Annotated in this window: 10 protein-coding genes; 2 read left to right on the top strand and 8 right to left on the bottom strand. The window is 38.4% G+C overall.

Going from position 1 to position 15,178, the window contains the following annotated elements; genetic code table 11:
* Positions 1–8: 8 nt before the first annotated feature.
* A complete protein-coding gene (gene ppdK / locus J4771_RS02585; protein WP_224136119.1) occupies positions 9–2,756 on the top strand; it encodes a pyruvate, phosphate dikinase in 2,748 nt (915 codons plus the stop codon).
* A gap of 134 nt (positions 2,757–2,890) precedes the next feature.
* Here ppdK and J4771_RS02580 read toward each other — a convergent pair whose 3' ends face one another.
* The 8 genes from J4771_RS02580 to ligA all read right to left on the bottom strand — a co-directional run bounded on the left by J4771_RS02580 (position 2,891) and on the right by ligA (position 13,613).
* Entirely contained in the window at positions 2,891–4,075 is a 1,185-nt protein-coding gene (locus J4771_RS02580; RefSeq protein ID WP_224136117.1) for a hypothetical protein, read from the bottom strand.
* Between the two features lie 252 nt (positions 4,076–4,327).
* Positions 4,328–5,158, bottom strand: coding sequence for a type 1 glutamine amidotransferase (locus J4771_RS02575; RefSeq protein WP_224136115.1), 831 nt, complete (start codon positions 5,156–5,158; stop codon positions 4,328–4,330).
* Positions 5,159–5,286: 128 nt separating this feature from the next.
* On the bottom strand, positions 5,287–6,429 hold the full coding sequence (locus tag J4771_RS02570; RefSeq protein ID WP_224136114.1) for a carboxylate-amine ligase: 1,143 nt from the start codon (positions 6,427–6,429) through the stop codon (positions 5,287–5,289).
* A gap of 94 nt (positions 6,430–6,523) precedes the next feature.
* A complete protein-coding gene (locus J4771_RS02565; RefSeq protein ID WP_224136112.1) occupies positions 6,524–7,477 on the bottom strand; it encodes an ATP-grasp domain-containing protein in 954 nt (317 codons plus the stop codon).
* 74 nt (positions 7,478–7,551) lie between these two features.
* On the bottom strand, positions 7,552–8,265 hold the full coding sequence (locus J4771_RS02560) for an alpha/beta hydrolase-fold protein (RefSeq protein WP_224136110.1): 714 nt from the start codon (positions 8,263–8,265) through the stop codon (positions 7,552–7,554).
* 111 nt (positions 8,266–8,376) lie between these two features.
* Positions 8,377–9,588: an ATP-grasp domain-containing protein gene (locus tag J4771_RS02555; RefSeq protein ID WP_224136108.1), complete on the bottom strand. Its 1,212-nt coding sequence runs from the start codon at positions 9,586–9,588 to the stop codon at positions 8,377–8,379.
* Between the two features lie 141 nt (positions 9,589–9,729).
* Positions 9,730–11,148 carry a leucyl aminopeptidase family protein gene (locus tag J4771_RS02550; protein ID WP_224136106.1) on the bottom strand — a complete coding sequence of 473 codons (1,419 nt, stop codon included), beginning with the start codon at positions 11,146–11,148 and terminating at the stop codon, positions 9,730–9,732.
* Between the two features lie 440 nt (positions 11,149–11,588).
* Positions 11,589–13,613: an NAD-dependent DNA ligase LigA gene (gene ligA, locus J4771_RS02545; protein ID WP_224136104.1), complete on the bottom strand. Its 2,025-nt coding sequence runs from the start codon at positions 13,611–13,613 to the stop codon at positions 11,589–11,591.
* A gap of 177 nt (positions 13,614–13,790) precedes the next feature.
* On the opposite strand from ligA, the gene J4771_RS02540 reads away from it, so the two are divergent.
* Positions 13,791–15,137 carry an ammonium transporter gene (locus J4771_RS02540; RefSeq protein WP_224136102.1) on the top strand — a complete coding sequence of 449 codons (1,347 nt, stop codon included), beginning with the start codon at positions 13,791–13,793 and terminating at the stop codon, positions 15,135–15,137.
* Positions 15,138–15,178: the final 41 nt, after the last annotated feature.

The raw sequence follows: 15,178 nt of genomic DNA, 5'->3' as shown, positions 1-15,178 counted from the left end.
AAGATAAAATGGCTACAAAAGCAAAAGCAGAGAAGTATGTCTATTCCTTCGGCGGAGGAAAAGCGGATGGAAATGAATCAATGAAAAATCTTCTCGGCGGAAAAGGAGCGAATCTCGCAGAAATGGCAGGACACAAAAATTTAAAACTTCCTGTTCCTCCAGGATTTACCGTAACTACGGAAGTTTGTACTTACTTCTACGATCACAAAAGAACTTATCCTAAAGATTTAGAAAAACAAATAAAAGACGCCCTTGCCGAAGTTGAAAAACTCATGGGCAAAAAATTCGGCGATGTGAAAGATCCCTTGTTGATGTCGGTTCGTTCCGGAGCCAGACGTTCAATGCCGGGAATGATGGACACTGTTTTAAATATTGGTTTGAATGATGAAACTGTAAAAGGTTTAATCGAAGTTTCCGGTGATGCAAGATTTGCTTACGACGCTTACCGAAGATTGGTGATGATGTATGCAGACGTAGTTGTGGAAAAAGCGGGTGGAATGGAACCTGCAAAAGGTAAAGGAATCCGCAAATTGATGGACGAACGTTTGGAGGAAATGAAAAAGAAAAAAGGCGTTGAATTGGACACCGAACTTTCTGCCGATGATTTGAAAAAACTGGTAAAAGAATTTAAAGAATTAACCAAAAAACATTTAAAAGTTGAATTTCCTGAAAATCCTTGGGATCAATTGATGGGCGGAGTCGGAGCAGTTTTCGCTTCTTGGAACGGAAAACGTGCAATCGAATATCGTAGAATTGAGAGAATTCCTGATGATTGGGGAACTGCGGTAAACGTTCAGGCAATGGTTTTCGGAAACATGGGTGAAGATTCCTGTACCGGAGTTGCGTTCACTAGAAATCCCGGAAACGGTGATGACCATTTTTATGGTGAATATTTGATTAATGCGCAAGGTGAAGACGTTGTGGCGGGAATCAGAACGCCGGCTCCGATTAATGAAACTTCCAAAAACGACCATTCAAAAGATTTGCTGACTTTGGAAAAATTCATGCCGAAACAATATAAAGAACTCGACGAATATCAGCAGAAATTGGAGAAACATTACAAAGACATGCAGGATATTGAGTTCACCATTGAAAAAGGGAAACTCTTTATGTTGCAGTGCAGAGTCGGAAAACGAAACGGAGTTGCTGCGGTAAAAATGGCTGCAGATATGTTCAAAGAAAAATTAATTGACGCCGATACTGCGGTGATGAGAGTGGGTCCCAATCAGTTGGTAGAACTCCTTTTACCAATGATTGATCCCGCAGAAGAGAAACGAAATAAACCGATTGCAAAAGGTCTTCCTGCAGGTCCAGGCGGAGCCGTTGGAAAAGTGGTTTTTTCATCAGAAGAAGCCGTAAAATGGGGATTGAAAGGTGAAAAAGTTATTTTAGTGCGTGAAGAAACTTCGCCGGAAGATGTGGACGGAATGCACAAATCTCAAGCGATTTTAACCACAAAAGGTGGAATGACTTCTCACGCCGCACTTGTTGCGAGAGGTTGGGGAAAATGCTGTATCGTTGGTTGTAATGATATTGAAATTCACGAACACGAAAAATATTTTGTGACCAAAGACGGCAAAAAAATCCACGAAGGAGAATGGCTGACTTTGAACGGAACAAAAGGTGTCGCTTATGAAGGCGTTCTGGAACTCTCGAATGTGGATTTAAACAAAAACACTTCTTACCAAACCTTGATGAAATTGGTTGATAAAGCCAAAATTTTAGGCGTAAGAACCAATGCAGATACTCCGAAAGATGCGGAACAGGCCAATTATTTTGGCGCAGAAGGAATTGGATTATTTAGAACAGAGCACATGTTCTACGGTGAAGGAAGCGAAAAACCATTATTTCTATTGAGAAAAATGATTATGAGCACCACTGTAAAAGAACGTAAAGCCGCACTGAACGAACTTTTCAAATATGTGAAAAAAGACATCAAGGCGACTTTGGAAGTGATGCACGGAAACCCGGTAACAATCAGACTTCTTGACCCGCCTTTACACGAATTTGTTCCGCACGATAAAGAAAAATTGCAGGAATTGGCGAAAGAATTAGGCGTAAGAATGAGTGTTTTGAACCGAAGAATTCTCGCCCTTCACGAAAATAATCCAATGTTGGGACACCGTGGAGTTCGTCTCGGAGTTTCCTATCCTGAAATTACCGAAATGCAGGTTCGAGCGATTTTGGAAGCAGCAGGAGAGTTGCAAAAAGAGGGCAAAAAAGCATTTCCGGAAATCATGATTCCTGTGGTAATGGGACGTCACGAATTGACTCACCAAAAAAATATCGTAGATAAAGTTTATGCGGAAACTTTGGAAAAATTAGGTTTGAAAAACATTCCATATTTATACGGAACCATGATTGAAACTCCGAGAGCCGCATTGAAAGGCGATTCTATGGCGATGGTTGCAGATTTCTTCAGTTTCGGTACGAATGACTTGACCCAGATGTCTTTCGGTTTCTCAAGAGACGATATCGGTGGATTCTTGCCAAAATATTTGGACTTGAAATTATTGCCAGATGATCCATTCGTTTCCATCGACCAAACTGGAGTGGGAGAGTTGGTGAGAATCGGTGTAGAAAAAGGTAGAGGAATTAAAAATAAATTGAAAGTTGGAATCTGCGGCGAACATGGCGGTGATCCAGAATCCGTGAAATTCTGTCATAGATTAGGTTTGAATTATGTCTCTTGTTCTCCTTTCCGAGTTCCAATTGCGAGATTGGCTGCTGCACAAGCGGCGATTGAGGATAAATAATTTCACAGAAATTAATATAGATGAAGAGAAAACAGTCCCGAATATTTGGGACTGTTTTTATTAGTTAAAAGTAACAGATTAAAATTTGCTTACTTTTGGTTTAAATACTTTAGAATATATCAAAACCTTGGGATTCAAACCTTCTCAAAAAAAGCGGTAGAACCTCCAATCCAGATGGCGTCTTTCTTGTTGAAATCTACATTCACCATTGCCGCTTTCGTCATTCTCACCAAATGTTCCATCAATTTTGGGCGGTCTTCATCTTCATGCCAAATGTAGAGCAAACGAATTTCAGCTTTTGAAAACTCATTGTTTGGATCTTTGAAAAGGGGAGCGTAAATTACTTTTCTTTGGAGAATATAATTGTCGCGGTCTTCAATTTTCGCCAAATCTTCTTGGGTTGGATTTAGGTTTACACCACTTCCTGCGAAGGAAAATAGAGGTTTTAAAACAAAGTTTGCCAAGTTTTCATGTTGCGGAAAGTCATTTAGAAAATAACTTTTTGGAACAAACTCATGGTGAAGTTTTGGCAAAATATATTTAGAAATTTTGAAGAACCAATTTGGATGAGTAATCCACTTTACATCGAGTTCGTCACGGAAATCGAAATCGGTTTTCAAATCGGGAATATGGTCGAGTTCATCAAAGATTACACGATTGTAGATTCTTTTGATTTCTGTTAGTTTTCCGTTGTTTTCGTAGTAAAGTTTGTTTCCTTCCTTTTTAACTTTAGTCAAACAAACTGGTTTAATTCCCAATCTTTTTTCGGTCAAATAGAAATCGATATTGGTTTTTTGTTGGTCCGGGTAAATTTCAAGAAGAATCACATTTTCAGGATTTTCATCGCCGACAATTAATTTTTTCAGTTCCTCGTAATAAACTTCATCCGACATTTGAGGCTTTAATTCCTCCAAAAAGGGATATTCCTGAATCAAAGAATTGTGAAGTTCTTTCTGAAAACAGTAAAGTGTTGGAAATGCTTGAAGCTCAATTAACTGCGGAACAATTTCTCCTTTCTCATTTTGACAGATTCCAAAATCGATGGTAAAAAAGTGAGGCTGTTTGGTGTCATTCGGAACATTGCAATGTTCAGGAATAGCCTTGCTTAATTCTTCAGGCGACATTTCCTTGATCTGCGTGATGATGTTTTCGCATGCATCATGCAACTTTTCACGAAATTCTTCCGTTAAAAAAATCGGACTTTCAGAAACACGGAAAAGGGGCTTTGTTCCGACAGAATCCTCAAAACTTTGAAGAACTTCGCTGTATTTTTCCTGGCTGAACTCGCTGTTAAATTGTTCTCTGTATTTTGGAATCATCGTTTTATTTTTAAGAAAATTCTATTGGAATTAATTTTAATAAAGAGACTTCGAGAACCTCAGTCTGACAAAATCTCGTATAAATTTTAATGAAATATTATTTGAAAATTTCTAAATGATTGATTATAATTTGTTAGTGTCGAAAACTTGTCATGCTGAGCTGAAGTTTATCCTGAGCTTGTAGAAGGAAAGCATAAAAAACTAGATGAAAATCCAAAACAATTTTTTTATAAGACATCACGTTCAAATATTTCAAGCCATTTCATATTCTCTCATAATTTGTTCAGCCGCATTTCGTAAAAATCTTGGCAGAATCTGTGCTTGAGTGAGAACAATTTTATCGGGATCATCCATTCTGTCCAAAGTTTCCAAATATTTCTCAGTACCGAAGCTTTCAATCATGGCTTCACGGTTTTTGTCGTCTTTCAAGTTTTCTAACATTCCTTTTGGATCTGCTTCCGGATGAAATTGCGTTCCGAAAATCTCGTCCGAAAAACGAATCGCCATCACCGCTCTTTCCAAGTGAATGTGCGGACGAACTTTTTCCAACGCCACGATTTTTATTCCCATTTCATCCAACTTTTTGTAGTTAGGTTCAATGAATTGGTAAGCTCTTGAATCCACTGCATAGAAAGGTTCCGGCAAATTTTTCAACAGAAAATCATTTGCGCCATCCTCGGTTTTATGAATCGGCATCACGCCAAAAGAGTAGGACTTTCTCTTACAAATGTTCCCCAAACTCCAATGAATGCTCGCTAACTGAAATGAATGACAAATCAAAAAAGCAAATTTCTTTTGGTCCGAATTTATATTGTGTTCCCAAAGTTGGTTTAGGAAATCGGCAAATTTTTGTTCCCATTCGTAACCTTCACGGTGTGGATTTCCGGGACCGCCCGAAGAAATAAAAATATCAAAATCCTCTACTTTTGGAATTTCGTTTTTATAGCGAACGTCGAAAATTTCAATCTCCACCGTTTCGCCTGCATTTTCTTTGAAAGCCTGCGAAATTTCCCGTATATTCCTCATTCCTTGGTTTGCCCGATTGTTATTCATGTCGAGCAAGGCGAGTTTTATTATCTTCATCTAATCAATTTTACGGTGCGAAATTAAGAAATAATCTGCGAGATACGAGTTACTTGTTACGAGATTCGAGTTTTTGTTTCGAGTTTAATCAATTATTAATTGTTCATTCTCAATTATTAATTATCATTTTACGTGTCCACATGAAATTTCAAATCGTCCTCATCATGCTTTGCAACAATACCGTGTTCAGTTTCGGAAATCATGTAATCCACAACAGCTTTTAAATCGCCTGTTTCCTCAAAAACTTTTAATTGTCGGTCAGCACCGGTTCCGTTTTTCATAATTTCCCAAGCATATTCTACTTCATCTCGGCAATCTAAATCATCCACAACATCATCGATGAATTCAAGTAATTCTTTCAATAAATCTACGTAAGGAACACTTGTTTCTTTCCCAAAATCAATGAGACATGCATTGATACCATCTTTGGATGCACGCCATTTATTTTCATTCAGCAAAAGTCTTCGGTAACTTCTGAAACTTAAATTCTGCTGATGAAGTTTATAGATTTTCGCCACCAAACACTGCATAATCGCAGCAAGACACACGGTTTCATCAATTCTCAACGGCATATCACAAATCCTGAATTCAATCGTTGGATAAAACGGGTGAACTCTTAAATCCCACCAAATTTTCTTGGCGTTATCGATGGTTCCTGTTTTAATCATTAAATTGATGTAGGCATCAAATTCCGCTGCGGAACTAAAATAACTTGGAATTCCCGTTCTTGGAAATTTTACGAAAACTTCCTGTCGATACGATTTAAATCCGGTATTTCTGCCAATCCAAAAAGGGGAGTTGGTGGAAAGTGCGTAAACATGCGGCAAAAAATAACGCATCACATTTTGGATTCTTACGCCTTCTTCGCGGTCAGGAATTCCGATGTGTACGTGGAGTCCGAAAATTAAGTTGGAACGGGCAACATCACCCAAATCACTCACGATTTTGTCGTAACGGTCGGCTTTTGTAATCTGATTATCCTGCCACCTTGAAAAAGGATGCGTACCACCGCCTGAAACACGCAGATTATTGTCGTGCGCAATTCTGATGAGTCTCTTGCGAAGGTCGGTTAATTCAGCTTTTGCCTGTTTGATGTTCTGACAAATACCCGTTTCCATTTCGATGACGGATTCGTGCATTTCGTGCTTTAAATTTTCCTTTAAGGTGGCTTTTCCGCCCTCAATGATTTTGGAGACGTGGGAAACCAGATCGCGGCTTTCAACATCAATGATTTGATATTCTTCCTCAACGCCGATGGTGAACTTGTGCATAGCTTGTGTTTTTTTAGTTTCAAGTTTCAAGTTTCAGGTTGCAAGTCAACAAATGCATTTATGCCTGAAAATTGAGACCTGAAACTTGGAACAATTATTTGATGGAATCTTTCACAAAATTTCCCCAAGAAATATTTGGTTTTCCTGGTTCGAATTCTTTTGCTTTTTCAATCGCCAATTTTGCGGCATGTTCAATAATCCATTGGAAATTTTCTTCTCCCACAGAATTTCTGTCTGCATCAGGCGCAGGATTACAGAAATCGATGGCATAAGGAATTCCGTCTCTCACCGCAAATTCTACCGTGTTGAAATCGTAACCCAATGCTTCATTCATTTTGATAGTATAATCGTGGATGGTTTTCAATAACTTTTCTCTTGCTTTACCTTCGGTTTTATGAGTGGTTGCATATCTCAAATGATGTGGATTCCTCGGTTCATACGGCATGATGTGAACGTATTTTTTACCAAGACAATATACTCTGTAATAATCTTCGAACACAATTTCTTCCTGAACCATCATTACCAATTGTTCGGTTTCGCCTAATTTATTCCACAAATCTTCTGCATTTTCCACGCGGTAAACGTTTCTCCAACCGCCGCCGTCATGAGGTTTCATGTATGCAGGAAATCCGATGTAGTTGAAAATATAATCCCAATCATGCGGGAATTTCAAGTTTCTAAAAGAAGTTTCCGTCGTGTTTGTCGGTCGGTCGTTTGAAGGAAGCAAAACTGTTTTCGGTAATGGAATTCCCAATTTCGTCATTAATGCATTGTTGAAAAACTTTTCATCCGCGCTCCACCAAAATGGATTGTTGATGACGTAAGTTCCATTTACTGCTGCATTTTTCAAGTACGCTCTGTAGAAAGGAACATCCTGCGAAATTCGGTCGATGATTACGGCGTAACCATAATCTGCACCTTGCTCTAATTTATCAATCATTACGGGTTCTGCGATTACTTCGCCGTTACCCAATTCGTTAACTTTTTTAATGAATTCCCACGGAAAAGTGTCTTCCATTCCGAATAAAATTCCTACTTTCTTTGCCATATCTAATTTTTTTGTTTAAAGTTTATTTTTGTTTCAAGTTTAATTTTTATTACTGATTACTCATTGCTTATTTCTTATCCGAAAAATCGTCCTATAAACATCGGGAACACCATTCTCCAAAGCGGCCAATCGTGGGAAATCCACTTCTGTTCGTCGTACCAATGATTGATTCCTTTTGAGGCTAAAATCCCTGCCATTTCACGGGTTTGGTTCAAACAGATATCTTGGTCGGAAGTGCTCAAAACAATGTGCATGTGCTTGTATTTCCAAGCTTCGTCATTTCTTACAAATTCTCTTGGACAGTTAAAATAAACAAGCTCATTGCTGAAACCATCCATAAAATTCCTGATTGAAAAAGCGCCCGAAAGACAGAACATGTGAGAAACCACATCAGGAAAACGGAATGCGAAATTTGCTGCATGATAACCCCCAAAACTCGCTCCTGCAACCGCAACTCGATGTTCCGAATGTAATTTTTGTAGATACGGAATAAATTCCTGAATCAAAAACTGCACATAGAGTTCGTAATTTCTAATTCTTTGTTCAGGACTGATGTTGTTGTCGTAAAAGCTAAATTTATCAATAGTTTGAATGTTGTACAATTTCACTTTACCTTTGTCGATAAAGTAATTGATGCTTTCATTCAATTTGAAGTCGTGGTTTTGGGTGTACTGTCCCTGCGAAGTTGGAAACATCACAATCGGATAACCGTAATGTCCGGTAACTTCCACTTGCAGGCTCATTCCCAATAGGTGCGAATAATAATCGGTGTGCTCAATTCGTGGCATAAATATTTTTTGTTTAAAGTTTAAAGTTTCAAGTTATTGAATATTTTTAAAGTAATTTCAGTTTGCAAGCCATTAGTTTATTGCTTATTACTCATTACCCATTACTTATTTTTACGCCGACGGTTTCGATTTAGGTGGAATGATGTTTAGAAAATGGTCGTTGATTTTTTCTGCGGCATCATCCAAAAGTTGTTGAATTCTTTCCTTGCTGTCGGATTTATACACGATTCCAACATGATAATCGAGCGGAAGAAATCTAACCACTTCCTCGCAGTTGAATTCTTCGTAATCAGGATGTTGGTCTTTCGCCAAGGCAATGATTAAACCTGAAGAAAATCCTGTAGGTTTTGCGATTTCGTATTTTAGGTCTTTCAGTAGTGCATTCTCGATTCTTGCCCATTCGTGCCAAAGATTGATTCCGCTTGAAGCTTCCACCAAATCGGGAATGTGAGCGCCACCAACTCTTGAGGAAGTCTCTAGAAAATACCATTTTCCATCCTCTTTTCCTCTGATAAATTCAGTGTGCGTTGCTCCATTCACCAAACCGAAATTGGTTAAAACTTTTGCATTTCCTTCCTCTAAAGCCTTGAATTCATCGGAATATCTTCCCAAAGTTTTCGTACGGAAAATCCCTCCTTCATGTGAAACCTGCATTGGTGGAGAAAGATATTGCGATGCGGAAGTAAAGACAATCTCCTTATTGTAAACCAAGCTGTCCACGTGGAAAACGTCGCCTGGTTTGAAGCTTTCCAACAAAAATTTATAGCGTTCTTCGCCTGTTTTTTCAAGGGCTTCCCAAAGGTCCTCTTTGGAGTTTAGTTTGATGATTCCTGTTGCAGATGCTTCGGAACGAGGCTTTAAAACCCAAGGTGCAGGAACTTTATCGGTAAATTTATTTAAAATTTCATCGTTGAACACGGAAGAGAATTCAGGAACATCAATTCCAGAATCTTTCGCCATTTGACGCATCGCCAATTTATCACGGAAATACCGGTGCGTAGTTTGTCCCATCCCCGGTATTCGGAAAGTTTCACGAATAAGCGCGGCTTTCTCGACATCGTAATCGTCCAAAGCAATGACAGCGTCAACTTGCCGGGTTTTCATCAGATGCGAAAATCCCTGCACCAAATGGTCGAGATTCCATACGGAAGGTTCTACTTCCTGCATGTAAAAAACTTCGTCAATCGCGTGCCACGGCCAATTTTTTTCCTTAATGTTTTCCGAGGTGATGAGGATGACTTTATTGCCGAGTTTCTTCATCTCGTCCATAAAATCATATCCTTTATAGTAGCATGAAATGCAGACAATCGTTTTCTCCTTCATATAATGTTTTTTGAAAATTAATGAATTATCAAAAAAATAAACACATTTTTAATAAATAATCAATACGAAAATTTAATAAATGGTTCAGATTTGAAAATCTACTTTCAATTATAGGGAGAATTTTTTGATTGTACTAATTTTTTATTGAAAATTTTCCAAAAAATTAATGAGAAGTTGAACGCCGTATCCTGTAGCGCCTTTTTCCTTCATATACTGCACGTTTCCGAACGCAACTCCCGCAATATCGAGGTGCGCCCAATTCGGATGGTCCTCAATAAACTGTTCCAAAAACTTTCCTGCTACAATACAATCTCCGAAAGGTTTTGATGATATATTTTTGAAATCCGCAACATCGGATTTAAAGTCGTCTTTCCAAACCTCCCAAAGCGGAAGGTTCCAAAGTCGCTGATTGGTTTTATCACCAGAAATTTCAAGGGATTTTTTGAGGTCGTTATTATTGGAAAAATAAGCACCACAAGTATAACCGAACATTCGCACCGAACTCCCTGTCAAAGTCGCCAAATCAATGAGCGCATCAGTTCTGTAATTTTTTGCAAGATAGGAGAGTCCGTCTGCAAGTGTCATTCTGCCTTCTGCGTCGGTGTTGAGAATTTCGATCGTTTTGCCGTTGTAGGCGGTAATAACGTCGCTTGGAATATAGGCATTGTTGGAAACCGCATTATCGGTAATCGGTAAAATAGCAGTGATGTTGACGGGAAGTTTCATTTCAGCAGCTGCGATTAAAGTTCCGATAACGGCAGTTGCGCCGCCCATGTCGGATTTCATGTAATGCAGATTATCGGAAGGTTTAATGGAAATTCCGCCCGTGTCAAATAAAACACATTTTCCTACCAAACCGACTGTTTTAGCATTTTTTACACCTGAATGATACTCCAAAATAGTGAATGCCGCTTCCTGTGAACTTCCCTGATTGACTGCCAGAAATGCGCCCAATCCCAATTCTTTACATTTTTTACTGTCGAAAACAGTGAGTTTGAACTGGTGTTTCTTAGAAATTTCTCTCAAAAATTCAGAAATTTGCGGAACCCGTTTGTAGTTTTGTGGTTTGTTGAGCCATTCCATACAGGCAAACTGACCTTTGCAAATGGCGGAAGTTTTGAGCTCTATTTCCTTTAATTCTTTTTCGGAAACTTTATTTAAAACCAAGTTAAAACCTTTCATAAAGAACGGATGTTCTTCTTTAAATGGATATTCATAAGTTCCTAAAAATAAACCTTTTACCAATTCTAAAATTTGTGCTGCATCAAAGTTTTCCGAATTGATTTCTGTGTTTTCAGATTGAATCTTTTTTCTGAAGTCGTAAGAAAATTTTGAAGCAACTGACTGCAGTTCAAAGTTCTCGGGTTTTTCGCCCAAACCGATAAGGAAGTTTATGGAATCATTTTCTACGGAAATAAAGGTTTCATTCTTTTTTCCTGAAAACAAGTAATCAATGTTATTCCCGTAATTCTTTTTGTCTTTTTTCCAAAGTTGTTCAGTGTAGAATGAGAATTTTTGGTTGATAGTTTTTGGGGCTTTAGCGGTAAGGTTTATTTTCATTATTTTTTTTAATTATTTGATGTCGCCACTTCGTGGCTCTTTTGATATATTTTGTCTTAAAGTTCAAAGGACTTCACCCTTTGCTATTTTATTTCGCCACTTCGTGGCTTGGTTCTTAAATTATCTATTTCTTTTATTTTATGTCATTTACGAGTTTAGAACTGTGTTTTGCCTTGATAAGCGAAGCGCCTTGGTTTGGCTTAAAAACAACCTTATCTTGTAAGGTTCTTTGTTTATCGTTGCGATATTTAATGAGAAAGATAAAAACGCAAAGCAAAACAAGGATTTATTACCTTAAAACTTCTAATTTTTTAAGCTAGAAAAAGCCGCTAACACATATTTTCAATAAACAAAGATTTAAAATGCTATATAAATTTATTGTCAAGATTGAGTGAATTCATTCCAAAAAACTCACTGCAAAGCAAATTGACTCACGACGTCTATTCAACCGCATCTCCTTCTTGCTCATAAATCAAATCCAAAAACTGCTGCTCATCCAAAATCTCAATCGTTCCAATTTCCTGCGCTTTTTTCAGTTTGCTTCCTGCTTTTTCGCCCACCACCAAATAATTGAGGTTTTTAGAAACCGCCGAAATGTTTTTTCCGCCGTGTTTTTCTACCATTTCTTCCGCCGTTTCCCTTGTGAAAAGGGAAAGTTTCCCCGTAAAAAGAAATGTTTTGCCTTCCAAAACGTTGCTTAAAACTTCATTCGTACTTTCTCCTTTTTCTAATTGAACGCCATAAGACTTCAATCTTTCAATCATCAACTGATTTTCCGAATTTTCAAAGAATGCTACAATACTTTCCGCAATTTTTCCGCCGATGTCTTCTACTTGGATGAGTTCTTCCACAGTGGCATTTTTTAACGCGTCAATGGATTCAAAATTTTTGGCTAATTTCTTGGCAACAGTTTCTCCGACATGTTTGATGCCGATTCCGAACAATACTTTTTCAAAAGGAACTTCTTTTGACTTTTCAATTCCGTCAATAATATTCTGTGCCGATTTTTCTGCCATTCTTTCTAAAGGAAGCAGTTGCTCTTTCTTCAAAGCATAGAAATCTGCCGGATTTTCCACTAGTTTTTCGCGGTAAAGCTGTTCGATGGTTTCGCTACCAAGATTTTCAATATTTAAAGCTTTTCTCGATACATAATGTATCATTCGGCCGACAACTTGTGGCGGACAATGCAACTCGTTCGGACAAAAATGTATCGCTTGATCTTCAATTTTCACCAGTTCAGTTCCACATTCAGGGCAAGTTTTGATGTATTGAATTTCCGGATTTTCAGGATCTCTTTTCTCTAAATTAACGCCGACAATCTTTGGAATAATTTCGCCGCCTTTTTCCACAAATACAAAATCATGTTCGTGCAGACCCAGTTTTTTGATGATGTCTTCGTTGTGCAAACTCGCCCTTTTCACCACAGTTCCTGCCAATAAAACAGGTTTCAGATTGGCGACCGGAGTTATTGCGCCGGTTCTTCCAATTTGGTAAGTTACTTTCTCTAATTCAGTTTCGACTTTTTCAGCTTTGAATTTATACGCCATCGCCCAACGTGGAGATTTCGCCGTGTAGCCCAATTGCTGTTGCTGTTTGATGGAATTTACCTTTAAAACAATTCCGTCAATTTCAAAAGGAAGTTGGTGTCGTTTTTCATCCCAATAGCTGATGAATTCTTTCACTTCATCCATGTTTGAACACAATTTTGCCTGTTCTGAAATTTTGAAGCCCCAACTTTTTGCTTTGTGAAGCAGTTCCCAATGAGTCGCTGCGGGAACTTCATTAGAAATAAACTGATACAGAACTGCGGAAAGTCCACGTTTTCGTACTTCGCCCGAATCTTGAATTTTCAAACTTCCAGATGCGGTATTTCTTGGATTCATGAAAAGGTCTAAACCTTCTTCTGCACGGCGTTCGTTGATTTTATCAAAGTTTCTTCTCGTTAGATAAATTTCACCCCGAATATAAAAGTTTTCAGGAAAATCACCGTGAAGTTTCATCGGAATATCGGAAATCGTTCTTACGTTTGCAGTAATTTCGTCACCTTGAAAACCGTCACCACGGGTTACGGCTTCTATCAACTGACCGTTTTCATAAAGGATGGAAATCGAGGCACCGTCGTACTTCAATTCGGCAACATATTCTACCTGTTCGTTTAGAGTTTTTTCAATTCGTTTTTCCCAATCTTCCAAATCATTAAAATCGTAGGAATTATCCAGGGAATACATCCGAAACTGATGTTGAACGGTCGGGAAATTCTTTGTGATTTCACCACCAACACGCAAAGTAGGAGAGTTGCTGTCGTAAAATTCAGGATGTTTTGCTTCCAATTCCTGAAGTTCTTTGAGCTTCAAATCGAATTCAAAATCTGAAATTGTAGGTTCATCTAAGGTGTAATAATTATAGTTATGTTGATGAAGTTCTGCGCGCAGATCTTCTATTTTTTTTTGAATATTTTCCGACATTTTGAAGGTAGATTTTTACAAAAATACTAATTCTATAGAAACCACAACTTCAATAGCTTATTTTAAATAAAAGCATGTAAAATTAAATTTACTCCTAATTTTTATAAGGGTTGTCTTTATAAATTGTATTAATTTTAAAAATAAATACTAATTTAGCAGGGGTAAAAATAAAAAACTATGAAAATTGAGAAAAGATGGATTGCTTCTTTTGTTGTAATTACAATGATTTCAATCGCGGCATTATTCTGGAAAACTGAAATTCCTGTCCCAAACTCCGGCGAATTCCTCAGCGAAGACAAAATCGTAGGCGCTGATGTTGCCTGGATTTTAGCCGCAGCTGGTCTGGTTTTATTGATGACTCCCGGCCTTTCGTTTTTCTACGGCGGAATGGTCGGTAGCAAAAACGTGATTTCCACGATGTTGCAGAGTTTTATTGCACTGGGTGTAATTTCCATTCTTTGGGTGGTTGTTGGTTTCAGTCTTTCCTTTGGTGAAAGTTTAGGTTTCACTTTCCATGGCATTCATTACGGTATCATCGGAAATCCTTTGAGTTACCCTTTTTTCTCTGGGGTAGGTACACTTCCGCATCATTTAATGGCGCCCACAATTCCTTTTATTTTGTTCGCATTATTTCAAATGAAATTTGCGGTAATTACGCCGGCTTTAATCACTGGTTCGTTTGCTGAACGGGTTCGTTTTATTTCCTATCTATTATTTATGGTGCTCTTCAGTTTGTTTATATATACGCCACTTTGCCACATGGTTTGGCATCCGGAAGGTTTGCTGAATAAATTTTTCGGAGTAAAAGATTTCGCCGGAGGAACGGTAGTTCACATGAGTGCAGGTTTCGCAGCACTTGCCGGTGCCATTGTTTTGGGGCGAAGAAAAAATCCACATCATCAACCTTCGAATATTCCATTTGTTTTATTAGGAACCGGAATGCTTTGGTTTGGATGGTTTGGTTTCAATGCTGGTTCTGCTTTAGCGGCTAATGCAACTGCTGCGATGGCTTTTGGTACCACCACCATTGCTTCGGCTTCCGCAATGATCACCTGGATATTTTTTGATCGAATTAATGGAAGAAAAGTCTCTGCCTTAGGCGCTTCCATTGGTGCGGTTGTCGGTTTGGTAGCAATTACCCCAGCTGCGGGATTTGTAACAATTGCTGAAAGTCTGTTCATCGGGTTTATCTCTGCAATTGTTTCTAATTCAATGATGCACTGGAAAAAACTCAAAAAAATAGATGACACTTTGGATGTCTTTGCCTGTCATGGCGTAGGAGGAATTATGGGAATGATTCTTACCGCAATTTTTGCGCATGGCGAAAATGCAAGTTTGTTGCATGGCGGCTGGTCGGTTTTTGGGCATCACATGCTGGCTTTGGTTCTGGTTTCGGCGTTTACATTTTTTGGAGCTTTATTACTCTACAAAATCACTGATTTCATCATTCCACTAAGGGTTTCGGAAGAATCAGAGCACCTCGGACTTGATCTTTCTCAGCACGATGAATCCATTGGTTTTTAATTGAAAAAAAGCACCGTTTCAATCTCGGTGCTTTTAGTTTT

Source organism: Candidatus Kaistella beijingensis (assembly GCF_020084865.1).
Classification (GTDB): Bacteria; Bacteroidota; Bacteroidia; order Flavobacteriales; family Weeksellaceae; genus Kaistella; species Kaistella beijingensis.
Note: the sequence above shows the minus strand (reverse complement) of the source record. Positions and strands in the feature narration are given on the sequence as shown.

Coding starts and splice junctions, on each gene's coding strand:
- J4771_RS02570 (WP_224136114.1), bottom strand. CDS start 6,429: ATGCACAAGTTCACCATCGGCGTTGAGGAAGAATATCAAATCATTGAT.
- J4771_RS02550 (WP_224136106.1), bottom strand. CDS start 11,148: ATGAAAATAAACCTTACCGCTAAAGCCCCAAAAACTATCAACCAAAAA.
- J4771_RS02565 (WP_224136112.1), bottom strand. CDS start 7,477: ATGGCAAAGAAAGTAGGAATTTTATTCGGAATGGAAGACACTTTTCCG.
- J4771_RS02560 (WP_224136110.1), bottom strand. CDS start 8,265: ATGCCACGAATTGAGCACACCGATTATTATTCGCACCTATTGGGAATG.
- ppdK (WP_224136119.1), top strand. CDS start 9: ATGGCTACAAAAGCAAAAGCAGAGAAGTATGTCTATTCCTTCGGCGGA.
- ligA (WP_224136104.1), bottom strand. CDS start 13,613: ATGTCGGAAAATATTCAAAAAAAAATAGAAGATCTGCGCGCAGAACTT.
- J4771_RS02575 (WP_224136115.1), bottom strand. CDS start 5,158: ATGAAGATAATAAAACTCGCCTTGCTCGACATGAATAACAATCGGGCA.
- J4771_RS02580 (WP_224136117.1), bottom strand. CDS start 4,075: ATGATTCCAAAATACAGAGAACAATTTAACAGCGAGTTCAGCCAGGAA.
- J4771_RS02555 (WP_224136108.1), bottom strand. CDS start 9,588: ATGAAGGAGAAAACGATTGTCTGCATTTCATGCTACTATAAAGGATAT.
- J4771_RS02540 (WP_224136102.1), top strand. CDS start 13,791: ATGAAAATTGAGAAAAGATGGATTGCTTCTTTTGTTGTAATTACAATG.